This is a genomic window from Alphaproteobacteria bacterium (genome assembly GCA_040216735.1).
Classification (GTDB): domain Bacteria; phylum Pseudomonadota; class Alphaproteobacteria; order SHVP01; family SHVP01; genus CALJDF01.
The window spans coordinates 405,168-431,557 of record JAVJOO010000003.1; the positions used below are offsets into that span (position 1 = coordinate 405,168).

Sequence of the window (26,390 nt, forward strand, 5' to 3'; positions counted from 1 at the left end):
TCCCGGCCTATGCCGCTCGGCGTGTCGGAAAGACGACGTCGCCGCGATCTGCGAGCGACTTGGCGCGTTCCAGAATGGTTTGCTGGGCGGCGTCAACATCGCGCAGCTTGATCGGCCCTGCGCGTTCGATCTCTTGTCTGAGTAGCTTAGCGGCCCGAGGGGGCATATTGCTAATGATGAAATCGCGCGCCGAGTCGCTGGCACCCTTCAGGGCGGTTGCGACGGTCGCTGGGCTGATCCCGTCGAACACCTTCTGGACGTCGCGGCCATTTAGGTCACGCAGATTGTCGAAGCTGAAGGCCGCCGACGTAACCAAACGCGCGGCATCGCGGTCAACCGAGCGCACCGCACCCACAAACCGTTGTCCGACCGGTTTATCCATATGGGCCATGATGTTTTTGAGATGGGCCGGGCCTGTGGCGGCGCCATCGATGTCGGCCCCGAGGTCCTCTTGCAAGGTTTCTTCCAGGTGCGCCAGGACCTCGCGGCGAATGGGTTCGGCCTTGACGATTCGACCGACGACCTCGCCCGCAAAGTCTTCGGAAAATTGGCCTATCACCTTGGCGGCGACATCGGGCGGAAGTTTCCGCATCACCACAGCGGCAGCCTGGGGGTGCTCGTTCAAGAGATACCCGGCAAGGATATTCGGGGATACGCGGGCCAATTTGTCCCAAATCGTTGAGGTGTTAGCCCCCGTGGGTGTTTCGCGGGTCTCAACGGGTCGTTGTGCGGCCGGCGGCGGCACCGCGCGTTGTGAAAAGTCGTCGATCAGGTTTTCGACCATCGCTGCCTTGACCCTACCGACGCCGGCCATAGCACGGGTCAGAATGCCCAGCTCTTCTTCGCTGAGTTGCGGCAAGATCTTGGCACTGCGTTGTTCGCCCATAGTCAGCATCATGACCGACGCTTTTTCGGGGCCGGATAGGACGCGCGGTGCAGCGGGGCGAGGTGGGGTCATGGGTTGGGCCATGGTTTACTCCTCGTAGATCCAGGTACGCAGAATGGCGAGCGCTTCGTCGGGATGTTTGTCGATGATTTCGCCGATCTTCCGCACCGACGACGCTCGAATCTGTCCCTCGACGGCGCCGATGCTGATCATCGGGTCTTCGTCTTCCGCAGGAAGGGATGACTGGGAGCCGCCCGGACCCGAAAGTGCTTCGGCTGCCCCGCCGCCTTCAATGCCGGCCAATGCGGGCTCAGGTTGCGGTTGCAACGCGGCGATCGAACGACCGACCAAGGGGCGAAGTACGAGGAGGATGACCAAGATCGCAATGATCATGAACAGGAGGATTTCAGCTATCTTGAAGTAGTCGGACTTCGACAGGCCAAGGAACCCTGCGTCGTCTGCCAAGAATGGCGTCTCAACGTCGGCAAACCGCATATTGACGACCTCGATTTGGTCGCCACGGGATTCGTCGTAACCAACGGCGTTTCGCACGAGCGCGGCCAGTTGCTGCAACTCCTCCTGAGTCCGGGGCGTATAGACGGCGGTGCCGTCTTCACCCAACGTGCGTGCACCGTCCACCAGAACTGCGACCGTCAAACGTTCGACGGCGCCGAACTCGCGCACGCGGGTGGTGACGCTCTTGGAAATTTCGAAATTAGTGGTTTCCTCGGTCCGCGAGTTTCGAGATGTCGAGCCGCCCGCGACGCCTTGATCCGCATCGGCCTCGGGGAGATTGTTGGCCACGGTGACCGGTGCGTCGTCGCGGTCGATGGACAGAGAATTCTCATCGACGGTCTGCGTAGAGCGCACCACTTGCCCGTCGGGGTCAAAGGTTTCGTCGTTTTCCGTGATCCGGTCGTAGTTCAGGTCGACCGATACCTCGGCCCGAACCTTGCCAAGACCGACGGTGCGTTCGAGGAGGCGCTCGATACTGCCGCGCAGCCGGTTCTCGGCGGCGAGTCGCACTTCCGCGATCGTGTCGTCAGAAGCGCCGCCTTCGGCGTTGTCGTCTTGTGCCCGGGCCAACAGATTGCCGGCGTCGTCGACTACCGAAATACGGCTAATCGTGAGACCGTCGGTTGCCGACGCTACCAAATGCTGGATTGCCCGGACTTGGTTTGGGTCGACGCGGCGCCCTCCGCGCGTCTTGATGACGACCGAGGCGCTCGGCTCGCGCGTTTCGCGGGTGAACAACTCGCGCCGCGGTAAGACCAAATGAACGCGCGCCGCTTCAATATTGTCGAAAGACCGGATGGTACGGGCGAGTTCGCCCTCTAATGCCCGAACCAAGTTCACATTCTGAACGAAATTCGTGGTGCCCAATGCGTCGCCGCGGTCAAAGATTTCGTAACCGATGGAGCCGCCCGCTGGTAATCCTTCTTGTGCAACTTGAACGCGGATCCGTTCGACGTCGTTGGCTGGTACGTAGATTTGACTCCCGTTCGCGCGAATCTGAAACGGGATATTGCTTTGTTCAAGCTGGGCGGCAATAGCGCCGGAATCTGTTATGTCCAGATTGCTGTAGAGCAATCCCATTTGCGGCGTCGTGACGCGACCGATCAGGAAGATAAAGAACCCAACCATCACAAGGCCGACCAAACCCATCACGATGAGTCTGGCGGCGCCAAGTCGTTGGGCAAATTGAAGGAAAGGGTTCACTACGGCACCGTTCGCTAGCGGGCGCAACGTGCCGCGCCCTTGGATGGCCGTAGATTACTCTGGAGAAGGTGAACGGAAGGTTAAGGCTCGGCAAGTTTTGCCGAGCGCCGAGCAGTAAGGCTAGTGGGAGATCTCCGGGCGGTTCGCGCGGTACTGTTGAACCCGGGTCGCGCGAAGGCCGCGCAGGCCGTGTTCTTCGATGGCGCGGCGCCAAGACAAGAACTCTTCGACCGAAAGCGAATAGCGTTCGCAGGCTTGTTCCAACGAAATCGATCCGTTCTCCACCGCAGAGACTACTTGGGCCTTGCGCCGGATCACCCACCGTTTGGTGTTGGCGGGAGGCAACGGCTCGCCGGCTTGCATTTGCCCGCCCGGTCGGGCGGCTGCCTTCTCGTGATAGTAGCTGGTTTCGGTCATGTTTTCTCGCAAGGTGGTGGTGAACATACGCGGCGACTTTTAAGAAACCCCTAATCGGCGGGGTAAGGTCGGCCGGGCAGTTATCCCGCCCGACCGATCTTGTTGTTCGCGTTCTGCGAACTAATTACCGCTTGAGCCGGATCACTTCGTCGAGCATCTCGTCGCCCGTCGTGATGACCCGCCCGTTTGCGGCAAACGCCTGCTGAGTAATGATCATGTCGGTGAATTCCTCGGCCAAATCGACCGTGGAGGCTTCGATCGAGGCAGGCGCTACGAGTCCTGCCGTGCCGATGCCGGCTTCTTGCAAGTTGAAGGTGCCGGACTTCGTGGTCTGGATAAAGGAATTGCCGGTGCGTGGTTGCAATCCGTTTGGGTTTGAGAAGGTCGCAATCGGTAGACGGTAAAGATCTTGGCTGATCCCGTTGTCGAATTGCGCCGTCACCGTGCCAAGTTCGTCGACTGTCACGCCCGCTAGTTGTCCGAAGAGCGCACCGTTTACGTCGAATCCGACAAGCTGGGAGGCGCTATCGAATTGACTCAATCCGTTTGCCTGGCCGGCAGTGCCGAAGTTGATGGTCACGGTCTGGGCCGCGACACCGAGTACTGGCGCCCAGGGTACAGTGATCGCGCCGGTTAGCGCCGCTGTCGTGTTGTTGGTATCGAAGGTGCCGTCGGTGTTGAACGCCGTGGTGCCCGAGGCGATGATGCCATTCAACGTCGTAACGTCGCTTGACGGTTCTATATGCACCTCGGTGTACCATTGGTTCGCGAACTGCGACTTTAGGTAGGCGAAGGTCAGGGTCCGTGCGCCGCCCTTCGAATCGAAGATCTGAACGCTGCGCTCGAAGTCAGGTGTCACAGAGTTCGAAGCCATGTTCAGCGTAGACGATGCCGGATCGTAGGTCGTAGCCGTGACGGTCGATGCAGCGCCAAATAGGTTTGCTGCGCCGGTGCCGGCAACCGTTAAAGTGTTTCCCGGGTCGCCCGTGACGGTCAATGCTGTTCCGGAAACCGAGGCAACCATGCCGGATGCGGCATTGATCAGTGAAGCGAGCTGATTGAGGGTGTTGAATTGATTCGCTGCCGGCGTGCCGGTTACGAAGGTAAATGTCTGTACGGCGTTCGTACCGATTTGAACCGTAATAGTGTCGTTGTTGGCCAGGGCCGGGGTCGCCGCTGTAAGGAGCGTATCGGCGGTGGCAACCGTGGCGGTCGTGACGTCCGACGGGGCGCTGGTCACGGCCTGGGAAGCTTGGAGATTCGCCTGGATGGTGACTGCGGATGTTGCCGAAGCGGTACCGGTCAAACCGGTCACATTGACTGTTTCGGTCGCGGCTAAGTCGCTGCGGTTCGACGTAATAGCTCCAGTCGAATCGATCCGCCAACCGCGCAGGAAGAAGCCGGCGGTGTTTCTCAGGTTACCGTCTTTGTCGGGTTCGAATTCGCCGGCCCGACTGTATTGGAAAGTGCCGGTCGTATTGTTTGCCCCGACAACGTCGGCAACGACGAAGAACCCCTGGCCGACAATGCCAAGGTGGGTGTTGGACTGTGACGCCTGCAACAAACCTTGCCGATCGATCAAGTTGTGGATCGTCGAGGCGACGCCGCCAGGCGTATAGAACGTCGCCGTAGCTGGCGTCGTTACAAGGGTCTTGAAGCGAGTTTCGGTCCGCTTGTAACCCGTCGTATTGACGTTCGAGATGTTGTCGGCGATCGCGCCCATCTGCTGTGCGTTCGCGTTTAGGCCGGAAACGCCCGAAAACATCGCGCCAAAAATACTCATTCCTGTCTCCCATCCATCCGAGCGGCAACGCTGCCGCGCCGAGAACGACTCATCGTCCCCAAAGTCATTGGCGCAGTTTCTCTACGCGTCTGTTTTCACGGAGACGATGCTGCTAAGCGGTATCGTCAGGCCGCCGACGTCGACTTTGTTGACGCCGCCTTCAGTTAGAATGCCTTCGACCGTCGCAATCAGATCCACACCTGCGTCGATGTCGTTGCCCTGGCTGTCTGTCGCGGACACAACGAGAGTGTAGAGGCCGTCGGGTAGTACGTTGCCTGCGGAGTTCTTGCCGTCCCATGCGAAGTCATGGATGCCGGCACCCTGCTGGCCCGTGGTCGAGAAGACCGCCTTGCCGGTCGAGTCCAGAACCCGCAGGTTGGTTGCTTCTGCTTGTGATTCCAAAGCGTAGGCCCATCGTGCAGAGCTGTTCTTTAGGACCGTTGTCGGGCCGCCGGCCTCGATCGCCGTGCCGATCAAATTGACCGCCGACGAAAGTTCTCCCAGTTGCTGTAGAGAGAGCAGTTGTTCAAGGTTCTTGTTGGTGGCGATGGATTGCTCGACGTTCGTGAACGCCACCAACTGATCGGTAAATTGATTCGGATCCAGCGGTTCTAGCGGGTCCTGGTGAGTCAGTTGGGCCGTGAGCAGCGTCAAGAAGGAGTCGAATGTTTCGGAGAGTTTGCCCGCGGAATTTTCCGCTGCACTGGCGCTTTGCGCCGGCGCAAATACTGATGAGACGTCCATTTCCTATCCTTCCCTTACACCCTGATGTCCAGAGCACCGGTCGATCCGGCAACGGTGGACCAGTGGGAGTGCATTGCCGCCTCGGATACTTCCTTGGTGTCGGCGTTGCCGGTGCCACTGCTGTTCGAAGATGTCCGGTTTTCGGACAGGTCACGGCCGTTTTGGCCGCCGCGAAGACTGAAATGCAGGTTCTGCGAGTCCGCCTTCAATCCAGCGTCTTGCAAGGCGCGTTCCAATGCGCGGGAGTCCCGCGACAACTGGTCCACGGTTTCCTGTCGATCCGCTGTAACGGTCGCGCGAACGGTGCCGTCGCGCCCTATTTCCATCTTCACTTCTACGCGGCCCAGCTCTGCGGGCTGGAGTTGAACGGTGAACCGGCTGACGCCATCCGCCATAGCGCGGACGATATGGACGGCAATCTGTGCCGCCGCCGGTGCAGCCTGTGCCGGGCGCTGCGGCCGCTGGGTCGAGGCTGCCGCTTCGCGGGTAGACTGCGGTGAGTCGTTCGCCGATGTTGCGGCCAAGGTGGCGGTGAACGTCTGGCTTGCCGTGCCGTCGGCGGGCTTCGCGTCGAGCGATGTGGGGAGGGCCGCCGTCGGTAACGTCGGCTTACCTTCGCGTTGCGGTCCCGATTGAGCATCCCTGTCGGGGTTTGCGGTGGCAAGCCCCATCGGGTCTATCCCCAGCCCCGCAGCGACCTGCGGCGCGGCGTTGGCGTGCGCTAGGGCATTTGAGGGGGCGACTGGTTGCGGCGATGTAAGTCCTTGGTGGCTCGGCGCACCTTGAATAGTGGAATGCGGCGTCGCCGCGGTCACGCCGGGAATATGGAGACCACTGTCGGGCTCGGCAGCGAGCTCGATCTGGAGGGCAGGGTCGGCGTTTGACCCGGGGGGCACTAGGAGTGGCGGCGTTGGCAGCCCCGTCGTCGGTGTCGGCGCTGCATCCGTCGCCTCATTACTCTGTTTGCGGTTGGTCCTATCGGTGGCAAGCGGAGCGGACGCTCCGGCATTGGGACCAATTGCTGCGACGACTGGGGGGGCTGCGACTGCGGGGTTTGTTAGTGACGCCGTTCCTGCGATTGCTGGGTCCGCTCCCGTCTCGAGCCCGCCGGCGATCGTCGCGACAATACCTGCGACGTCCATCAGGTCCGGTGACAGACCAGAGTTGGTAGGCCCTTGAAGCCCTGTGTTGGTGCCAGTTGCCAAAAGGGCTGCGCTCGCGGCATCTAGCGTCGCGGCGCGGATCGCTGGCGTGCCGTTTATAGGAACAGTCAAATCCGCGGCTTGGGTGCCGCCGTTTTGGCCCACGGGCATCGCACCGGCCGCGCCGCTGTCAGTTTCGGCGGTGACCCCCTCGAGGGTCACTGCAAAGGTGTTCTCGCCACCGGACGCTGGCTTACCTATCGTCTGGTTGCCGGAAAGCGACTCAGTCTGGGGCTTGCGCGCCGCAGCGCCAGGGACCGGAAGGTCGGGGACTACACTTGTCATCTACACACGCCGCATTGTTCCACGCTAGGCAAAGCAAGCGATGGGCCATGTGGCGGTTAAGCGATCCTGCTGGATCGCAGCGTTAACGGCGGTGCGCGCGGTAGCATCTGCCGGGGCGATAGGCACGAAGTGCGTGTTAATCGGCTCTTAACGGAAGAAAAGGCCCTATTGCAGGCCTTGATGAATTGAATCGAGTTGGCCCGGTATTCGCATAACTCTCGACGGACGATTAATTGCTACGATAAAGCAGAAGGATTTTGGACATGCTTGCACAAGGCGAAGCCCCTATGGCATTCGAAGTCGGCGCCACAGCCTTTCACGCCGCGGATTTCGATACGGCGCGTTCCGAGTGGATGAAGTCCGCCGAAAATGGCGATCCGGAATCCTGCTACAACCTAGGCCTGATGTACGCCAACGGTTCGGGCGTACATCGCGACTTCGAAGCCGCCGTCGAGTGGTTTCACAAAGCAGTCGAGCAAGGTCACAGCGAGGCCGAATACAGTTTAGGGGTCATGTACCACGTTGGCTTCGGCGTTGAGGAAGACCCGGCCGAAGCCGCCTACTGGTACAGCCGCGCCGCCGAAAAAGGAAACGCCCAAGCGCAGTGCAACTTGGCGGGTCTCTATGAAACCGGCAGCGGCGTGACGCGCGATTACCTCAAGGCCGTCGAACTCTACAGTCGGTCCGCGCAGTCGGGATACGTCGTAGCGATTTTCAATCTGGGCGTGATGTGTGAGAACGGCACTGGATTGGAGCGCGATGTCGCCCGCGCGGCCAAGTTCTATGAAATTGCTTCTGACGCCGGTCTGATGGCAGCGCAATACAACCTTGGTGTCCTTTACGCCGTGGGGAACGGGGTCGAGATGGATCACCCACGTGCTAGGCGCCTCTTCAAGCTGGCGGGGGATCAGGGGCACGAACTGGCGATCGAAAATCTGCGTACCCTCGAAGAGGTCGAACAGATCTCGTCTGCCGACGCCACAGAAACCGACTGACCGGTTTTCACCGAACCAAAAAGGGCGCCGTCTTGGCGCCCTTTTTTTTAGCGATTTGGCCCCGCCCTTGCATCGTTTGACGGGGAGAACCCGTATGAACAGTCGAACTTCCATAGGCCCCTTGGTTTCCGCGGCGTTGCGGCGGTTCCCTCCACGTGCCCCAAGGCAGTCCCTGCGTTCTGCGCGGAAACTTCTGCCGTGCCAAACTTGCGGTGATCGCACATGACCAGTCTCGGTGCGGCCCTCGGAATCGGTGTAACCGGGCTGACCTCGAATCAGTTCGCGTTGGCCACGACCGCGAACAACATCGCGAACGTCAATACGCCGGGCTACGTTCGAAAAGTTACCAACTTCGAATCGAAGGTCCTGGGCACCGACCAGGCCGGCGTTTCGATTTCTGGGATCAGCCGTTTCATCGATCAGTTCCTGGTCCGTGAGGAGCGTGTCGCGTCGGCCCAGCAAAATCGCTTCGACTCGATGAAGGAACTGCACGATCAATTGCAGAATCTTCTAGGCGCACCCGACGACAACCTGACGTTTAGCGGCCGGCTCGATCGCGTTTTCGAAGATATTGCGGATCTTGCCCCCGACCCGAACTCGACCGTTCGTCGGGTCAGCGCGATCAACGAGATGCAGGTTTACGGCAACGAAGTCGGGCGTGTGTCGCGCGTGCTGCAAGACCTGCGCGGGGAGGCCGATCGTCGGATCAGCGAGGCGCTGGCAACCATCAATCTCGGCCTGCAGCGAATCGACGACCTCAACCCGAAAATACGCCGGGCTTTGGCGTTGGGAGAGGACGCTTCGGGGTTGCAAGAGCAGCGCGAGCGCGCCGTGCGGGAAATCGGCGAACTCATAGATTTGCGGACATTCGATTTGCCGGGCGGTGGCTTGGGGTTGGTCACGGAAAGCGGCGTGGTTCTTCTGGACGCGCTGGTGCGCCAACTCAACAAAGTCTCCAGCGGCACCGTCGGCACGAATACCGAGTTCTCTCAAATTCTTGTGGATAAGGTCAATCCGGACGGTTCGACCGAGACGATCACGGTCCTTGACCCGGTGGTCCAATCCGGCAAGCTGCGCGGCCTTCTCGACATGCGCGACATTCAACTACCGGCGATGGCGGTTGAGCTGGGTGAGATGTCGGCGAAGGTTATCGATCAGCTCAATGCCTCCCACAACGACAACTCGACGGTCCCGGCACCACAGTCCCTGGTCGGTCGTAACGTCGGCATTCTGGGGACCGACAGCCACAATTTCACCGGAACCGTCACCTTCGGCATGGTCGATGCGAACAGCACGTTGACCAACAGGGTCACCGCCGATTTCACGGCTGGGACGGTCTCGTTGAACGGCGGGGCGGCGGTCGCCATCGGCGGGACAACTCTCAACGACGTGGTGACCGCGGTGAATGCCCAGTTCGGCGGGACTGCGCTAACGCTCGTCAATGGCGTCATGACCTACCAGGCGACGGGTGTTTCGACGGGCGTCGCGATTTCCCAAGACGCAACGTCGCCGAGCGCTCGCGCCGGTCGCGGCTTCGCCCACTTCTTTGGGCTCAACGATTTGATGCAGGCGCTCGAGCCGTCGCACTTCCAGACTGGCGTCTCGGGAACGGATGCCCATGGGTTCGGTGCCACCGGCGAAATGACGTTGCAGCTCAAGGGCCCGCGTGGGCAGGTCGCGCGCGAGTTCACGCTGGACTTCGCAACGGCCGGGGCAACCTCGATGAACGATGTGGTGAACGCTCTGAATACGGGGTTCGGTGGTTTCGCGTCGTTCTCGCTGAGCGCGAACGGTGAGCTCCAAGTGATGCCGGCGACGGCATTATCGGATTACCGAATTCTCACCACCAACGATACGACCGCGCGGAGCACCACGACGACGCGGCTGTCGGACTTCTTTGGGATTGGGCGGGTCTATCGCATGGATCAGGCGCATCAAGTGACGGTGCGCTCCGACATCGTCGCCGATCCGTCGAAATTCGCGCTAGCCAAACTCGATCTCAGTGCGACGGCGTTGGCTGGAACCGATCCAGCACTGACCGTCGGCGACAATCGAGGCGTCGTCGGTCTTCAGAACGCAGGGGTCGTCAACGTTTCGTTTCCGCAGGCCGGCGATTTGTCGCCGACAACGACCACAATCACGAGCTATGCGGGCACAGTCCTTTCCGACTTCGCTCTCAAGGCGGATGAGGTCGTCGAGCGCGAGTCGGATGCGCGCGCGCTATCCGAAGAGATTACTTCCAGGATCGTCAGCCAATCGGGCGTCAATCTAGAGGAAGAGTTGGCCAACATGATTCTCTATCAAAACGCCTTTAACGCTTCGGCGCGGTTACTGCAGACCACGCGTGAGATGTTCGAAGAACTCTTGGCGATCAAGCGGTAGGTAGGGTAGGAGGCAACGATGGCGCGAGTATCGACAGCCGGGCAAAACCAGCTCTTGATCGTCGACGTATTGCGTCAGCAAGAGCGTTTGTTCGACACCCAAAAGCAGGTCACCAGCGGCACCAAGTCGCGCGAGTACCAGGGGATCGCGGCCGACGTAGCGACGCTTTCCGGCGCCAAGACCGTACGCTCCCGTGGCGAGCAGTTCCTCAAAACCAACTTGGAACTCGAACGGGTTACCGAAGTCCAGAATCTGTCGCTTCAGGGACTTGTCGATGTCGCCGACGATGTTCGCGAAACGTTGATCAAAGCGATGAACGTGGGCTCCGGCATCGGTCTACGCGATACCATCGATGCATTGTTCGATGCAGCCGTGAACTTCTTGAACGTCCAAGAGAATGGACGTTTCGTCTTTGGTGGAACGCGGACGGACGTAGAGCCCCTCACGGTACGCACGCCCGCCGACCTCGAAGCTCTTGGGGCCGGCAACGCCGCCAATGCCTTCGTTAACAACCAAATCAAGGCCCAAGCGCGCGTCGACGAAAGCTTGACCGTCACCTACGGCGTCCTAGCCGACGAGGTCGCCGGGCCACTAATGCAGTTGATGCAGGACCTGATGATCTACGCCTCCGGTACGCCGAGTGCCTTCAGCAACCCGCTTAGCTCCGCCGACCGCGCCTTCATCATCAGTAAGATCCCGGAAGCAAACGCGGCGTTCGACGTGGCAAACGGTGCTCAGGCCCAGCACGGTGTGGCAATGAAGACGATCGAAGACGCCCAAATCCGTCACGAAAACGAACTCGCCTTCATCAATCGCTTCATCGCTAACATCGAAGACACCGATATTGCCGAGGCAGTGACAAAGCTCAATCAGGATCAACTTGCGCTGGAATCCTCGTTCCGGGTGTTCAGTCAGCTCAACAGCTTGAGCCTCTTGAACTTCATCTAACGCGCGGTCTCGGGGGAATTCGGCGACCAGGCCGCTGGCTCGTTTAGGCACCCGCTTTGAGGTCAATTAGATCCGGAGGCGCACCGCTGGTGTGGCGCGCCCAGATCGCCGAGTAAGCACGCTCCAAATCGTGGACGTAGGCGTTGAAATCGAACAGCGGCGACATCGCGCGGTTCTTGGCCAATCGGTCACGCAAAGCGGCAAGAGCGCCGGGGTCCTCGGCAAGCGTGACGGCCCTGTCGATATAGGTCTCCAGCGTGGGGGCGATCATGTCGTCCATGTCGATCCCGTGAAGCAAGGTCGCGCCAAGGCGAGAGGACGGGGTTTCGCCCCGTATAGACAGGAGCGGTAGTCCTGCCCACAGGGCGTCGATCGTGGTGATGCCGCCACCGTGGAGTCGGTTGTCCAGGGCGAGGTCGGCTTGAGACAATCGGCGCAAATGATCGGCGTGTTCCATGATCGGGGCGAAGATCAGTCTGTTTCCGGAGACACCGTGGCGTTCGGCCTCGCGGCGCAAATTGGTTGCAGTCTCCTCGAACCAATGGCCGAGCCAGAGGACGGCCTTAGGCACTCGTTTCATAATCGCCATCCAAGCGGCAAATATCTCTGGTTCGAACTTGCACGGATGGTTGAAATTAGCGAGGACGAAGGCGTCGTTTGGAAGATTCAATTCTGCGCGTCGCACCGTTCCATCGGCAATCCGTTGGGGGAGCGCAGGCATGAACGAATGCGGCATGTAGACGACATGCTCGGTACCCAGGGCCGCCTGGTCGCGGGGAATGTAGATCTCGTCGGTGATGAGATAGTCGATGAACGGCGCGCCGGTGGTGATCGAGTAGCCCAACAGATGCACTTGAATCGGCGCCGGCCGATAGGCAGCGATCGGGAGGCAGGAGATCGACGTGTGGCCGCTGACCTCGATCAGAATATCTATACCCGCCGCGCCGATCTTGCTCGCCGCTTGTCTCGGGCTCAATCCAACCAACGGGTGAAACTCGTCGAACGCCGCTTTGTAGGCCCGCTCGAAATCGTCTGGCTTGCTCCCCACTTGGGTGGTGAATCCGACAACCTCGAAGTTGTTTCGATCATGCGCCTCGACGATCCGACGCAGCACCATTGGCAGGCTGTGAAACCAAGTGTAGGGCAACAGATAACCGATACGGATTCGCTTGGCGCCGGAGGTTACCCGCGGAACCCAGAGTTCGCCGTCTTTCGCCTCTAGACGCCGGACAAGGGAGGCGGAGGCTGCTTTCGCGGCGCCGGCGATCTCGCTGTAGCCGACATCGAGAGCTTGTAGATTGAAGACGTCGACCCCCTCCAATGCGCCCGTATCGCGCAGAGAGGCCAGGGTCTCCTGGACCAACGCCTCGCGTCGTTCGAAGTCGCAGAGGGATAGAACGATGTCAGCCCGCCTGGATCGGGCCTTCGCATGATCCGGTTGAATGGCAAGCGCTGCTTCATAGAAACGCAAAGCATCGGCGGGTCTGTTGGCGGTGTCGCTGAGCGTGCCGGACACCAGAAGTGCATCGAGGTCATCCGGGTCGATCGCCAGGGCCTTTGCCGCGGATGCCAATCCATCGACCGCCGATTCGGCGGCGAGCGCTTTGACGACGTGGGCATGTACCAGACTCGGATCTTGGGCGAGCAGGCGGCCTGCGATCGGGCCGGCGTCTCGGCGTCGACCCTGCATTTCAAGAACCGCGCCCAGCGCATACAACGCGCGGGCATCGTTGGGATCATGTTCGATCGCCCGGAGCAAATGCGTCTCCGATTTGGCAAGGTTTCCGGCGTCCCGAAAGGCGAGGCCCAAACTATGATCGACGATCTCGGGCGATGCTCCCAACGCGCGCGCGCGCTCCAGCGGCTCGATCGCGTCGACGCCGCGATCTTGGGCGAGCAAAGCCATCGCGAGGTTAACGTAGGCGGAATGTAGCGTTGGGTTGCTGTCGATGACTTTGCGAAAAACGGCGGCGGCTTCGGATGCGCGATCGCAGTTTAGAAGTACCGACCCCAACGCATTTAGTGCGACTGCGTCGTCGCCATTCTGGTTGACCGCTTGTTGCGCCACGAGGAGGGCATCGGCCAACCGATCGGCATCGCGATAGGCGTAGGCCAGATTCGCCAAGACTTCGGACGATGCCGGGGCGAGTTTCGCGGCGCGCTCGAAATATGGGGTCGCGTCCTCTGCTTGGCGCAGTTGCATGTGGACAAGACCCGTCAGAAAAAGGGCGCCAAGGTTTTCCGGTTCGGCTTCAAGCGCTTCGTCAAGGACATATTTCGCACGCCGAAGATCGCCCGTGCGGTGCAGGAGGCCGCCCAGATAGACACGGGCTTCGGTCTGCCGAGGATCCTGTGTGAGAATGCCTTCCAGGGCGTCGATCGCGTCGTCGAATCGGTTAAGCTTTTCCAACGTCGCGGCTAGATTCATGCGCGGTTTCAACCAGCCGGGATTAGCCGCGACCGCGCGCTGGAAATGTAGCGCGGCGCGCGACAGGTCGCCTTTCGACAATACTAAATTGCCGATGCTGTTCAACGCGTCAGCATCGACCGGGTCGAGCGCAAGGGCACGCAACAGAATCGGTTCGGCAGCGGTATACTCGCCCAATGCCGTGAGGATCGTTCCCAAACGGCTGAGGCCGATGGCAAAGTTCGGCGCGACCGCGATGGCGTCCCGTAAGTGCTCGATTGCGTCGCGGTGGCGGTCCTGGGCGATCCTTAGGTTGGCTAGCACGAGGCGCGCGTCGGGCGATGCCGGCGCAAGTTGCAAGGCGCGCAGCGCAAGTTCTTCGGCGGCCGCGCCGTGGCCGAGCATCAACTCGGAGGCAGCGAGGCCGATAATCGCCTCGACGTCATCGGGCGTCTTTTCAAGCGCACGCGAGAACAACCGGCTGGCCAGGGTGTGTTCGCCCCGTCGCACTGCGCCTTTGGCCAGCCCAAGCAGCGAACTAGCGCGGTCTTTGTCGAATGCGGGCGCGCGCAGGTCGGTGACTTTCGGGGATCGCTCTTGGGCGATCGTGTCCGACCGGTTGTCGGTAGTTGGCGGTGTGGTCATGTCGCCTCTGGCTCGTAGTCGACGCCGAGCCTAGGGCGGTAAGGTTAATAAGCCCTAAACGATACGAACGTCGGGCACCGGGATGATAAACCGGCCCCCACCCGCCCTGAATTCCGTCTGTTGTGCCATGATCTCGTCGGCAAAGTTCCAAGCGAGCAACAGCATATAGTCGGGCTTGTCTTCGAGGATGTGAGCTGGCGACACGACGGGGATATGCGTTCCCGGCGTTACGCGCCCTTGTTTGAGCGGACTTTTGTCGGCGATATACGGCACGGTTTCGGGGCCGATTTCGAAGAAACTGAGAAGGGTCGACCCTTTCGCGGGGGCGCCGTAGGCGGCGACCCGCCGACCGTCTCCTGTTAGAGAATCCAGCAGCTCCCATAGGTCTCGTTTCAGCCCGCGAACGCTCTCGGCGAACCGGACGAAGGTTTCGAGGCGATCCAGCCCAGCCTCGACCTCGTCTGCTGCCAACGCTGCGACGCGCGCCGACGGTGTGGCGACGCCCTTGCGCCGGGCGAAGACCCTGACTTGTCCGTGGTGAATAGGTAGGCGTTCGACGTCGACGACTTCCATCCCGTGTTGTGCGAACAACTGCATCATCGGGCGTAGTGCCCAGTAAGATGCGTGCTCGTGGTAGACGGTGTCGAATGCCCGATGGGCCAAAAGGTCTTGCAAGTAGTGGGCTTCGAGCACGAGAACGCCGTCTTCCGCCAACAGTGTCTGAACCCCCTCCATGAAGTCGGCGAGGTAGGGCAGGTGAGGGAACACGTTCGTCAGGACGATAACTCGCGCTGCGCCATGCGCCGCGCGCAATGTCCGTGCCGTTTCAGCGCCGAAATAGTCGTTGACGACGTCGATCCCCGTGCCGCGCGTCATCGCCGCGAGGTTTGCGGCTGGTTCGACCCCGAGAGTTTCGACCCCGTATTTCCGGAAGCCCTTGAGCAGCGTGCCGTCGTTACAACCGATATCGACAACTAGGTCGTCCGCGCCGAGGTCGAATCGTTTCTGGACGGTTTCGGCGAGTCCGTTCAAATGAGCCACGAGGGTATCGGACATCGACGAAATATAGAGGTAGTCGTCGAACATTGCCTGCGGTGGAACCCGCTCCATCAACTGGACATGGTTGCAGTCATGGCAAAATCCGACGCGCAACGGATAGGAGGCTTCTGCGCCCGTGGCTTCCTCCGGACGCAAGAACTTGTTTGCCAATGCCGTTGCGTTGAGGTCGAGGAATTCCTCGACCTTGGTGCTGTCGCAAACGAGGCAATTTGTCATCTCACGGTCTCCACTAGGCTAGTAAGGGGGCAAGGCCGGTATTGGCCGAAAACCATTCGATGGTCTTTTCCAAGCCGGATCGAAAATCGTGACGCGGTTGCCAGCCAAGTGCGTTGCGCGCCGCATCCGCGTTGCCCGACATCCGTAGAATCTCATCCGACCGCTGGGGTTCCGCGCATTCGATGGGAACGCGGACTTGCATGAGTTCCAAAATGGTTTGGACTGCCTCCATCACCGTCGTGCCGCGGCCCGACGCGATATTGAAGATGGTGCACGGCTCTAGCGGTGCCGTGGATGCCGCCATCAGTGCGTCGACGACGTCCGCGACAAACAGGAAATCCCTTTCCGGCTTCCCGCTACCGATTTTTACCGGTTCGCCGGCGAGCGCCGACAGGATTGTCGAGGGAATGAGGCGACTGGGTCTTTCCCACGGTCCGAACGGTGTGAATAGGCGCAAATTCACCACCGGTAATCCATAAGTGCGTGCATAGGCCTGACCCAAGACGCTGCCGCAGAGCTTGGTCGCGCCGTAGATGGTCGCCGGACGAGTATCGTGCCGCTCGCCGATATCGTTGCAGCTGCCGTACTCCGCCGCCGATCCGGTCAGGATCACACGTCCAACGGCGTGGTGCCGCGCCGCTTCGAGGACATTGAGGGTCCCCAACGCGTTGATCGTCAGGTGGTCTTGGGCGGTCGTCGTAGGCGGGTTAAAGCTCGAACTTACGAGATGGAACAGCACGTCGGGTTGGGTATCTTTCACGACCGCATCGATCGCGACGCCGTCGCGGCAGTCGATCTCGACAGTACGCAAATGCGCCAGTTCCGCCAAACGCGGTGCGTGGCGGGCACGCCGCGCCGCGACGGTCACGGTGCAATCCTCCGCAAGGAGCTTGCGGACAAGATTGGCACCGATCATGCCGCTGCCGCCGATGACTAGCGCGCGCATCTCAGTCGTTCACCGTGACGAGAACCCGGGAACCTCTGGGTTCATAACCGATATCGACCTCGGTGAGATCGGACAGGGCGGCCCGAATCGCGTCGTGCTGGGAAGGCTCAGCGACGAACAGCAGAAATCCGCCACCGCCGGCGCCGCAGAGTTTGCCGCCGATCGCCCCGGCCTGTTTGGCCCGGCGATACCAATTGGTGATCCGATCGTTGGTGATCGACGATGCGAGACGCTGCTTCAGCACCCAACCTTCGTCGAGCAACGCGCCGAATTTGTGAATGTCGAACCCGTTGCAGACGACATCGCGCATCGACATCGCTTGTTCGCGCATGGCCTCGAGTTCACCGGTGCGGTCGTCGACGTTTTGGCGCTGCTCGGTCAACACCTCGCTGGAGTCGCGGTGTAAACCGGTCCAGAACAACAAAACATTGTCGAACAGCTTGTCGACCTTTGAGGCATTGATGTTTTGCGGCTCGATTGACACACCGCCGTCATTGCGAAAGCGGATGTAGTTCAAGCCGCCGAAGGCGGCCGCGAAGTGATCCTGCTTGCCCATCGGGCGCTTGAGGACTTCGATTTCGACATGCGCGGCCTCTTCCGCGATGTGCCCGCTCGATACCCGTTCGCCGCGGTAGGCATGCAGGGCATGCAGCAAACCGACGGCGAAACTGCTTGACGAACCGAGACCCGAATAGGCGGGTAGGTCGGCGACGGTGCCGATGTAGAGCGGCGGCTCCACTTCGACGAGGCGCAAGCATTCGCGTGCAATCGCGTTCTCGATCTCGTCGATGCACTGGGCCTGTTCGCTCTGCGAATAGTTCAGCCGGTAATTGATGCCGTAAATCGGGCTGAGCGGCTTCAGCGTGACGTAGAGGTGCTTGTCGATGGCAGTCGAGAATACGGCTCCGTAGCCCTTCTCGTAGTATTCAGGCAGGTCCGTGCCGCCGCCCGCGAAGCTTACGCGGAGGGGCGTGCATGTCGTGATGTATTTCCCGTTGGGAGTCATCGGCTCACCCGTGTTTCAGCGACCAGTCGTAGGGCACATCGTTGTCGAACGGATCGATGTAGATCAGTTCGTTCCGGTCATGCGGCATGGTCGCGCAGTTGGCGAGGATCGCCATCTTGTCGCCGTACGCCTTGTAGCCGTTGGTGATTCCAGGCGGAATCTGGACGAGGCAGTAGTTCTGCTCGCCAATAAATAGTTCCATGACCTCGCCCTTGGTGGGCGACCCCTCGCGCCCGTCATAGAGCACCAGTTTCATCATCCCGACGACGCAACAGTTGTTCAGCGTCATTTCTTTATGGATGTGCCAAGCCTTGACCACGCCGGGATAGCCGCACGAAAAGTAAATCTCACCGAAACCCTTGTAGTGATCGTCGGTGCTTTTCAGCATGTGCATGATGAGGCCACGCTCGTCGGGGATGCGGCGCAGCGGGATAACTTTGACGTCATGAATTGTCATTGGGCTAGTCCTGATCCGGGAGAGTCGCGTAGTAGTTGCCGAGTGAGAACTCTTTACCGGCGGTGGCCGAAAAAGTGCCCTTGCCATCGCGGTAGATGCGACGCGGAATTACCCGGAGGTCGAAGCTCATGCGGGTATACCCTTCGGCGTTGACGACGTTTCCGTGCATCAACCCGGAATCAAAGACAACGAGTTGGCCGTAGGGCATTTCCACTGGCGTGTAATCGCCCTTGCCGAAGTCGCTTTCAATGACCATCGATGCGGTGCCCCGTACTTCCGTAATCGGCACCCAGATGTTGATTTCCTCGGGCGGATGGTTGTACTCGCGGTCGGTGTGCATGACCCCATAGGAGGTGCGTCCCGGGTACTGAATGCGCAGCGACGGAAGGCGTTGGTAAACCACGGGTTCGCCAATGATTTCATCTTGAATAAAGCGGATGAACCGGCGGTAGGTTTCCAGAAATCCGATATCGTTCGCCGCAATGTGGCCCGCTTGGCGGAATGCGGGATCGATCGCATAGAGCAAGTCATGGCCGTAGGTGTGCGCCGTTCCCTCGATCGGATCGTTGGGCATCTTGTCGGGCGGAACGAATCGGTGGAACAGCGTCGGGTCGGCACATCCGACGGCCCGCTGCAGGTGTTGGCGATAGTGTCCGATGAAATCGAACGCCCCGGTGTTCCAGTCGAAGAACTGGATCAGGGCCGTGGGGTCGAACCTTGTGGCGGTATCTACTTCGGCCAGAGCCATGGTGTGCCTCACTTCAATCTAACGATTTCGCGGCGCGGTTCGTTCAATCGGGCGACAAAGGCGTCGCTGAACCGCAGGTCGAGCTTGCCCCAGTCGGGCATGTAACCGACGCTGTAGCAGTAGAAGAGGGTCCGTCGCAGTGCGCCGGACGTGTTCACCAGCGAACCGTGTGCAAGAGCCTCGGTGAACACGACGGCGTCGCCCGGTTCGCAAACGACCGGCACAAGCGCGGGGTTCTCGTCCGGATGATCTCCAAAGGGACGGGCGAAATTGCTCTTGTGCGATCCGGGAATGACTGCAAAGCAGCCGTCCTCGACCTGTGTTCCAGCGAGCGGAAAGACGGCCTTGGTGAGTGTCGAGCCGATCTGACCGTTGTGGCAGGTGTACATGCACTTGGGGTGGATGGGCGTTCCGCCCATGTGCATGTAGGTGTAGCCTTGGCCGTACCGTGTTGTCAGGTTGGTATGGTTCAACCGAAACTGCCAGGGCGACGTTGCCCGCACGACATCGATGACCGGATCGAGATCGATGAGTTCCTCAAAGGGCGAGCCCCCTTCGGCGATGTTCGACAGGTAGACCTCGCCCTTTTCGACCGGTTTACCCAGTTTCACACCGTCCGGAAGCTTGTCGGGAACGCCGTTTTCGATGGTGGTGCAAGCATCGTTCAGCGCGGCGACCTGGTCTCGGGACAGAACCCCGCGCAGGACGACGTAGCCGTGCAAGTCGAAGAGGTATTGTTGCTGTGGATCCATGGCTGTCGCTCTTTCGATCAAGCGCTCAACAAGGAGATACGGGGGCGGTTCATGACGCCGAGTTCACCCAAGGTCCGAGCCGCGTCGATTTCGAAGCGGTCCGACTGCGGGCCGAGATGGTCGTCGTCCAACGTGCGGCGATGGTGGACCACGGTCTGCACGCCCGCAGCGCGGGTCTCCAGTGCCAGGATATGTCCTGGACTGCGGCAGCTCTTGGTATCGTCGAGGATGACCAGGCGGCCCGTCCGTTGGGCGTCGGCAATGACCGGCGCCCAATCGCTGTCGCTGAGGGTGTTTGACGAAAACAACGACGCGTGTGCGCCGAGGTTTTCGGCGGCACGGTAAAGATCCAGGGCCTGTTCGAAGGCAAAATTCAACGAAACGACCGTCAGGTCCTGGCCCTTCGCGTAGCGGGTCAGCGAGCCGTCGCCGCAGCGGATCGCCGGCCCGTTCCAGTGCAAGATGTCGCGTCTGAACAGCCGTTGGCTAACGCTGATGATGCGGAAGCCGGGCGCGAAGAGATGGTTGCCAATGACGGTATCGGCATCGTGCGCGTTGCCGATGGCGAAGCCGTCAATGCGGGCGAGGGAGCACAGGTCAGGTAGGTGATTGAGGGCGGATTGCGGACCCTCGAAGCCACTGTCGACGACGATTTGCACGATGGTAAAGGAGCCGTTGCCGGTGTCTTGGCGACGCACCAGGTTGTAGGTGTTGACGAGGTGGTCGACACCCAACAACAAGAAATCCTGCTGCTTCATGAAGAACGCGGCTGGGACGCCGCTCAGCATTAGGCCGAAACCAGTGCCGACCAGGGTGTTCTCCAAGTTCGGCGTATTGATGACGCGGGCGTGGCTCGCGTCGATCCCCCGGGTGAGACCCGACAGGCAACTTCCCGCCGAAACGTTTTGCCCGAACACCACGGGATTGCGAGTTGCCGCGACTGCATCGCGGATCAATCCGTTGAGATGACTAACGTAGGTCATATCGACACCTCCCCAAGCGATGCCATGGCGCGGTTGGTAAGCTCGGCCAGGTCCTCGATGCCGTAACGCTGCATCAAGACGTAGACCGGGTCGCCAGTGTCGTTCGCCAATAACGGCCCCTTCTCAAGATCCACGGTCGGTGCGACGCCGGCGTGATAGTTGATCGGCTTTCCTTCAGGAATTTCTTCGGTCGGCTGCCGCCAATCTCCCAGGGTGCTGACGCAAACCTCGAGCAGTACCGGACAGCGAGCAACGATGGCTTGTTGGCGCTGGTGCGCGATGCGTTCGGCATAGTCCGCAGGATCGTTTCCTTGAAAACGGTCGAACGGGATGTCCAGGGCTGCGGCAATTTGCTCAAGAGCGATGGGCGCGCGCCGCTCATGGATACGCGTGGCGAGTGACCAACCGTTGTTCTCAACGACCACGACCATCGCGGCCGAGACTGAACGTCCCATCAGGAGCGATTCGTAGAACGCCCCTTCTTCGATCGCGCCGTCGCCGGTGACAACGAAGGTGGCGACCGAACGGCCCAGGATCGCTTGCCCTAGGGCAACGCCCGGGGCAACGCTCAGGCTATTGGCGAGAATGCTCGACGTGTAAGGAATTCCCACCGTCGCATCGGCGTAATTCATGCATCCGAGAAGCCCCCCGGCACCACCGCTCCGATCAAGCGCGAACTCTCGGAGTTTTTCGGGCATGCTTGGGTTTCGAGCGAGGTTGTAGTGCAGATTGCGGTGGGTCAGCAGCAGTTGATCGCCTTCCTGCATTGCATCGGATACCGCGACGGCGATTGCTTCGTGTCCGAGGGCGAGGTGTATCGGAATCCGGAAGGCGCCGGATTTGTTTCGCTCGTTGACGACCATCTGACCTAGTCGAACGGCGAGCACTCGCTCGGCGAGCGATGCGACACGATCTTCATGCATGGGCAACTTCCTTTTCCCAGGTCTCTTCGCCAAGCGTTCCGGCAAAGGTGCGGAAGGACACAAGGCCGCGGTGGGCCGGCGACAACAACGGTGGCGCGCCGAGGTCGGGCCAGCGAATTGCAACCGTTGGGTCGTCCCAGCAGAATCCCGCACCTTGCGCGGCGCGGTGGGTTTGTGTGGACAGGATTAGCAGGCTGACGGCGTTGCTCAACGACAGACAGCCATGGGCAAATCCCGGTGTTGCGAGAAGAGCGGAGCCGGCTTCCGGCGCGAGAACAACGCCATGCCAACGTCCGAATGAGGGGCTCGCATGCCGAACGTCGACGCTGGCCCAAAACATCCGACCGGCGAGGGGAATCACGAGTTTGCCCTCCGCGTACGGCGGGAATTGATAGTGCATGCCGCGCAGCGTGTTTTTGTCCCGTGTGAAGGAGGTTACGACTTGATCCCAATGCCAGGTCTGCCCGGCCGCGCCGTGCCACTCGGCCGCATCGAAAATGCGGTGCAGATTGCCGCGTTCGTCGTCGATTCGGTCCAGGTACACCTCGTGCAGTCCAGCGATCGGGGTTGCCTCGATCTTCATACCGGTACCGCCAATATCTTGAGCGCCTCGTGCCCGCGGACGCTGGTCGCGCGCTCCTCGGCGACGGGTTCGAAACCGTTGGCCCAGAGTAGCCGCGAAAGGTCGGCGGCCGCGAACATCCACAGATGACAGGCATTGAAGATGTCGTCGTCCGGCGGACGAACCTCAAAGCAGGCCGCGTCGGGAACCTCGACGAATATTGCACCATCCTTTTTGACTGCCTGGCGTGTTGCCCGCAGCGCTTTGCCGGGGTCGCGCAAATGCTCCAGAACGTATGTGAGGGCGACAAGGTTGAAGTGTTCGTCGAACCGGCCATATTCCAAAGCGCCGCGCACGTACGGAATGCCGAGGTCGGCACTGAGTGCTGCACCTTCTATGCTTGGATCGACAATATGTGGCTGCCAGCGCCGGTCGCGAAACTCATGGGCGAAGATCGCGTTGGCGCCCCCGACATCGAGGAAGCTGCACGGCGCTCCGTTCAAATAGATCTGGCCTCCGATCGCTAGCGCGTCGAGACGGTCTTTTATCCAGCGCACCCGCTGTTTAGTCTCGGACCGTTCGAGCGGCAGGTTGACCACCGCGTCGAAGGTTTCCCTCACACTGCCTGCACGCCATGGCGCGTCCTTGGCCCGGTAGGCCTCGTCGTAGATGCGGTCCAACACATCCGGATCGCGCGAGTACTGAGAATAGTGAAACCCACATCCGCTGCAGCGCACCCACGCGCGCGCGAAGTTTGCCTCGGTAACCCCGACGGCGCGCTCGTAGGAATCGGGCGTGTGGTACCGACTCACGACGACTGAATCGAACGCGCCACAGATCAAGCAACGGCTTGGGTGCAGGTTCATGCTGCCCTCGCGAGAATAGCGGGGCCGAGGGACGCGATCCCATCGATCAGCCCGATCCGCGGGACCCAGCCCGTCGCTTCTGTGAAGCGTGTCGCATCGATATTGCGAATACTCGGGGTGTCGGGGGAGGTCTCGGTGACCGCTGGGGATCGTCTAGTGTGCACGCAGGCAGCGGCGATCACATCGCCTAGACTTGTGAGCGCCGGGCCCTGCACATTGAACGTCTCGAGTCCGCTCCGCCCCAGTGTTGCGAGGATGGCGTCCGCGATATCCGCGACGTGAATGAACCGCCTAGCTGTCGATAGGGCGCCGACGCTGACCCTCTCGGCGGTCGCCACCGTGTGGGCGAGGGCTTCTACTGCAGACCAATTGGTGCCGCGCGGCCCGTAGATGATCCCAAAACGCAAGATCGTCGTATTTCCGCCTTGGGTGGCCGTGTCCTGGCGCAACACCGCTTCGGCGATGGCCTTGGATAGCGCATATTCGCTCGCCAAGGAGGCAAGGTCGATGGGATTGTCTTCGGTCCGCGCGGTATCGAAGGGACCGTTGCCGTAGACCCATTCCGATGATGCGAAGATGAACTGGCGCGCGCCACGAATTCTGGCGGCAGCGCGAACGTTAAGGGTTCCCCGGACATTGACATCGATGCACTCAGTCAAGCGACCGCGGCAATCCGCATCGCGCGACAGCGCAGCCAGATGGACAACGGCATCGACATTGGCGGGGATCAGTTTGGCGAGATCGGGATCTCCGATGTCGCCTCGGACGACGTCTGGTTGCGTCGACTCGGCGAGGTCGATACCAGTGAATCTGATGTCGGCGGCAGTGCAGGCACCCCGCAACGCGCGTCCGACGAAGCTTTCCGCACCGGTAACAAAGATCGTTGCGCGCGGCATCAATCGCCCCCTGCAATGTCGATGAGTTGACCTGTGACAAAGTCGGCCGCGGGCGAGGACAGGAAGGCGACCAGCGCTGCGACTTCCTCCGTGCTGCCCGCGCGGCCTACCGGCACCTGCGCGGCGCGCGCCTCGAAATTCTCGTCGGTATAGCCGGGAACCTTGCGGTGCATGCCGCTCGCGACCACACCGCAGCGCACACCGTTTACGCGAATGCCGACGCTCGTTCCCGCCTTAGCGAACGCAACCGTCATTGCGTCGAGCGCGCCCTTTGCCGCGACATAGTGAATGCCTCGTGGGCTGCCGCCGTATTTCACCGCGGCAGTACCGATGTTGACGATGCGGCCGGACCTCTGACGCACCATGTGCGGCCAGGCTTCGGAAATGAGGCGAAACGGCGCAAACGCGTTGACTTCGAATGTCTCGGTCAATGTTTCGTCGTCGATTTCCGGAAACGGCGCGTAAAGCGGTACTGCGCCGGCATTGTTGACGAGTACGTCGATCCCACCGGTAACGTCGACGAAGCGCTCGATCATGGCGCAGCGTGCGTCGCGATCGCGCAAATCCGCCTCGATCGATATCACCGGGTGCCCCCCCGTGTAGGGCGTGCACGCGCTGCGATGATGAACGCCGACGCTTGCGCCACCGTCCAGGAACCTTTGGGCGATGGCGTGTCCGATCCCGCTGTTGGCGCCGGTGACGAGGACCCGCACCCCGAGAAAATCGTCAGATCGACCGATTAAGTTGCGCGGTTCCAAGGCGAGGTTCATGCGGCTCTCTTGGCTTTGCCTGCAGCGGCTTTGATGCGGCGCAGGTAGCCGCGCGGATTGGAGGTGACATGCAGGCGGGTAAAATGATCGTCGACCACGAACTCGTCCGTACCAGCGACGAAGGCGTCGAGTGCCGTCAATGGATTATCCTCACGCCAGTTAGTGTTGCCGCGTGGGATATCGAAAACCTTGCCCTGAGCTCCGTCCATCACCACGAGGTAGCTACCCTCATCTACAAGGGGCGCGTAGGCCGCGATTTCCGCCGCCACGTGTGCCGCGGAATGGTTGGAATCCAAGACCACCATGACAGTGCCCGCCCGTTGCGCGCGCTCCGTCACTTCTGCGACGATTGCCGGATCGATCGAGCTGCCCTGGAGCAAGTCAATTCGGTGGGCGAGGGGGTGCTCTTCGATTCCGGATCGATTGTGAGGCCGGATGTCGATATCGACGCCGAGAATTCTGCCCTTGCCGATCAGTTCGAGGACCGACGCCGACAGGATCAGCGATCCGCCGTGGGCGACGCCGGTTTCAACGATTAGATCGGGTTGGACGGTCCAGATCAGTTCCTGCATTTGCACGATGTCGTGCGGCAGTTGAATAATCCGCCGACCCAGCCAAGTCGGTTCGTACATGATCTTGTATTCGGCGGAAAGTTTCAGCCAAAGATCAGAGACGAGCTTCAGACCGTCGTCGGAATAGAGATCGACGGTTTGCGTACCGCTTTTGCCGGTCAGGGTAAGTGTGGCGCCGGGTCCGGTAACCGTCGGTGTGGCTGCGGCGCTCAAGATGCCAACTCCAGCGGCGCAACATCCTGGGCCACCCGCCACCGCCAATAATTGAGGGTGTCGGACAAAATTTTGGCGAAGGACAGTTTGGGCTCCCACCCGGTGGCTTTACGGAATTTCGAGGTGTCGGCAATCAACCGGGGTACTTGGGTCGGTCGGACGTACTGCGCGTCGGTTTCGTAGCGAATAGCCTTTGTCGAGGACATGCCGATCAAGGTTTCAAGCGCCTGACGGAACGTGAAGACACGGTCCTCGCCCTCCGAACCGATCAGATAGAGTTCGCCCGGCACGCACTTCTCTGTTGCCGTCCAGTAGGCTTCCACCATGTCCTGGACGTGGGTGAAGTTGCGGCGATCGTCGATGTGGCCGACTTTGACGACCGGTGCCTGGAGTCCGGCTTCGATTCGCGCGACTTGGTAGGCATACCATGGAATGCCGAAAACATATTGGCGGCGCGGCCCTTCGTGATTGAAGGCGCGGGTTCGAATGGTGTTGACGCCGTAGGAACGGAAATAGACGTATGAGATCAAATCTTGAGCGACCTTGCTCACGGCATAGGGATTGACCGGCCGCAACACCGTCTCTTCGGTGATCGGCAACTCTTCTTCCTTGATGTCGCCGTATTCCTCGCCGGACCCCGGCAAATGAATCTTGGCGTCAGATTTGAAATACTTGAGCGCATCCAACAGGTTCACGGTCGCGTCATAGTTGACGGTCATGTAGCGGTGGGGATGCGACCACGAGGGCGATACGAAACTTTCCGCGGCGCAGTGAAAGATGCGTTCGGGGGCAACCTTTTCCATCATATCGCGAACGCCGATTGGATCGGTAAGGTCGCAGTCGACCCAATTTATCCGGTCCTCGATGTGTTTGACGTGGTCGGGGCGCGACAAATGCCAGCGCCGCGTCGCATAGAGTTCGAACGCCGACCCCTTAGCGAGGACCAAGTCGGCCAGGTGCGAGCCGACAAATCCCGTGACTCCTGTAATCAAGATGCGTTCTGCCATG

Annotated in this window: 23 protein-coding genes and 1 pseudogene; 3 read left to right on the forward strand and 21 right to left on the reverse strand. The window is 60.6% G+C overall.

The features are described from left to right. Positions 1 to 7: 7 nt before the first annotated feature. From RID42_10045 to RID42_10070, 6 genes and pseudogenes are all read right to left on the reverse strand, one after another. Positions 8 to 970: a FliG C-terminal domain-containing protein gene (locus RID42_10045; GenBank protein ID MEQ8248013.1), complete on the reverse strand. Its 963-nt coding sequence runs from the start codon at positions 968 to 970 to the stop codon at positions 8 to 10. Between the two features lie 3 nt (positions 971 to 973). Then, on the reverse strand, positions 974 to 2,605 hold the full coding sequence (gene fliF / locus RID42_10050; protein ID MEQ8248014.1) for a flagellar basal-body MS-ring/collar protein FliF: 1,632 nt from the start codon (positions 2,603 to 2,605) through the stop codon (positions 974 to 976). Between the two features lie 120 nt (positions 2,606 to 2,725). After that, positions 2,726 to 2,950: pseudogene (locus tag RID42_10055) on the reverse strand (DUF1153 domain-containing protein). 196 nt (positions 2,951 to 3,146) lie between these two features. Then, positions 3,147 to 4,805, reverse strand: a complete 1,659-nt coding sequence (locus tag RID42_10060; protein ID MEQ8248015.1) for a flagellar hook-basal body complex protein — start codon at positions 4,803 to 4,805, stop codon at positions 3,147 to 3,149. Positions 4,806 to 4,886: 81 nt separating this feature from the next. After that, on the reverse strand, positions 4,887 to 5,549 hold the full coding sequence (locus tag RID42_10065) for a flagellar hook capping FlgD N-terminal domain-containing protein (GenBank protein MEQ8248016.1): 663 nt from the start codon (positions 5,547 to 5,549) through the stop codon (positions 4,887 to 4,889). 14 nt (positions 5,550 to 5,563) lie between these two features. Beyond that, entirely contained in the window at positions 5,564 to 7,036 is a 1,473-nt protein-coding gene (locus tag RID42_10070; protein MEQ8248017.1) for a flagellar hook-length control protein FliK, read from the reverse strand. A 263-nt stretch (positions 7,037 to 7,299) separates the two neighbouring features. Here RID42_10070 and RID42_10075 point away from each other — a divergent pair, with 263 nt between their 5' ends. The 3 genes from RID42_10075 (at position 7,300) to RID42_10085 (ending at position 11,361) form a co-directional block, all read left to right on the forward strand. Beyond that, on the forward strand, positions 7,300 to 8,031 hold the full coding sequence (locus RID42_10075; protein MEQ8248018.1) for a tetratricopeptide repeat protein: 732 nt from the start codon (positions 7,300 to 7,302) through the stop codon (positions 8,029 to 8,031). Between the two features lie 222 nt (positions 8,032 to 8,253). Then, complete coding sequence (gene flgK, locus RID42_10080; GenBank protein MEQ8248019.1) at positions 8,254 to 10,413, forward strand: flagellar hook-associated protein FlgK; 2,160 nt, start codon at positions 8,254 to 8,256, stop codon at positions 10,411 to 10,413. An 18-nt stretch (positions 10,414 to 10,431) separates the two neighbouring features. Next, a complete protein-coding gene (locus RID42_10085; GenBank protein ID MEQ8248020.1) occupies positions 10,432 to 11,361 on the forward strand; it encodes a flagellin in 930 nt (309 codons plus the stop codon). Positions 11,362 to 11,404: 43 nt separating this feature from the next. Here the strand turns inward: RID42_10085 and RID42_10090 are convergent, their stop codons facing one another. From RID42_10090 to RID42_10160, 15 genes are read right to left on the reverse strand one after another with little or no spacing between them, the layout of a single operon-like run. Then, complete coding sequence (locus tag RID42_10090; protein ID MEQ8248021.1) at positions 11,405 to 14,413, reverse strand: tetratricopeptide repeat protein; 3,009 nt, start codon at positions 14,411 to 14,413, stop codon at positions 11,405 to 11,407. A gap of 54 nt (positions 14,414 to 14,467) precedes the next feature. Beyond that, entirely contained in the window at positions 14,468 to 15,688 is a 1,221-nt protein-coding gene (locus RID42_10095; GenBank protein MEQ8248022.1) for a class I SAM-dependent methyltransferase, read from the reverse strand. 13 nt (positions 15,689 to 15,701) lie between these two features. Further along, complete coding sequence (locus RID42_10100; GenBank protein ID MEQ8248023.1) at positions 15,702 to 16,634, reverse strand: NAD-dependent epimerase/dehydratase family protein; 933 nt, start codon at positions 16,632 to 16,634, stop codon at positions 15,702 to 15,704. A gap of 1 nt (position 16,635) precedes the next feature. After that, on the reverse strand, positions 16,636 to 17,640 hold the full coding sequence (locus RID42_10105; protein MEQ8248024.1) for a GHMP kinase: 1,005 nt from the start codon (positions 17,638 to 17,640) through the stop codon (positions 16,636 to 16,638). A gap of 4 nt (positions 17,641 to 17,644) precedes the next feature. After that, the gene (locus RID42_10110; GenBank protein MEQ8248025.1) at positions 17,645 to 18,097 is read right to left on the reverse strand and encodes a dTDP-4-dehydrorhamnose 3,5-epimerase family protein; all 453 of its coding nucleotides are present in this window, start codon (positions 18,095 to 18,097) and stop codon (positions 17,645 to 17,647) included. 4 nt (positions 18,098 to 18,101) lie between these two features. After that, entirely contained in the window at positions 18,102 to 18,845 is a 744-nt protein-coding gene (locus tag RID42_10115; GenBank protein MEQ8248026.1) for a hypothetical protein, read from the reverse strand. Between the two features lie 8 nt (positions 18,846 to 18,853). Further along, entirely contained in the window at positions 18,854 to 19,597 is a 744-nt protein-coding gene (locus RID42_10120; protein ID MEQ8248027.1) for a phytanoyl-CoA dioxygenase family protein, read from the reverse strand. A 17-nt stretch (positions 19,598 to 19,614) separates the two neighbouring features. After that, positions 19,615 to 20,580: a hypothetical protein gene (locus tag RID42_10125; protein ID MEQ8248028.1), complete on the reverse strand. Its 966-nt coding sequence runs from the start codon at positions 20,578 to 20,580 to the stop codon at positions 19,615 to 19,617. Continuing rightward, positions 20,577 to 21,503 (reverse strand): thiamine pyrophosphate-dependent enzyme, encoded by a 927-nt coding sequence (locus RID42_10130; protein ID MEQ8248029.1) that lies wholly within the window; start codon positions 21,501 to 21,503, stop codon positions 20,577 to 20,579. Before RID42_10130 ends, RID42_10125 begins: the two co-directional genes overlap by 4 nt. Further along, positions 21,496 to 22,086, reverse strand: a complete 591-nt coding sequence (locus tag RID42_10135) for a dTDP-4-dehydrorhamnose 3,5-epimerase family protein (GenBank protein ID MEQ8248030.1) — start codon at positions 22,084 to 22,086, stop codon at positions 21,496 to 21,498. The genes RID42_10130 and RID42_10135 overlap by 8 nt, the downstream gene beginning before the upstream one ends. Then, on the reverse strand, positions 22,083 to 22,931 hold the full coding sequence (locus tag RID42_10140; GenBank protein ID MEQ8248031.1) for a class I SAM-dependent methyltransferase: 849 nt from the start codon (positions 22,929 to 22,931) through the stop codon (positions 22,083 to 22,085). Before RID42_10140 ends, RID42_10135 begins: the two co-directional genes overlap by 4 nt. Beyond that, positions 22,928 to 23,827 (reverse strand): NAD(P)-dependent oxidoreductase, encoded by a 900-nt coding sequence (locus RID42_10145; protein MEQ8248032.1) that lies wholly within the window; start codon positions 23,825 to 23,827, stop codon positions 22,928 to 22,930. Before RID42_10145 ends, RID42_10140 begins: the two co-directional genes overlap by 4 nt. After that, positions 23,827 to 24,597, reverse strand: coding sequence for an SDR family oxidoreductase (locus tag RID42_10150; protein MEQ8248033.1), 771 nt, complete (start codon positions 24,595 to 24,597; stop codon positions 23,827 to 23,829). The genes RID42_10145 and RID42_10150 overlap by 1 nt, the downstream gene beginning before the upstream one ends. Continuing rightward, positions 24,594 to 25,382, reverse strand: coding sequence for a CmcI family methyltransferase (locus RID42_10155; GenBank protein ID MEQ8248034.1), 789 nt, complete (start codon positions 25,380 to 25,382; stop codon positions 24,594 to 24,596). Before RID42_10155 ends, RID42_10150 begins: the two co-directional genes overlap by 4 nt. Then, a complete protein-coding gene (locus RID42_10160; GenBank protein ID MEQ8248035.1) occupies positions 25,379 to 26,389 on the reverse strand; it encodes a GDP-mannose 4,6-dehydratase in 1,011 nt (336 codons plus the stop codon). Before RID42_10160 ends, RID42_10155 begins: the two co-directional genes overlap by 4 nt. Position 26,390: the final 1 nt, after the last annotated feature.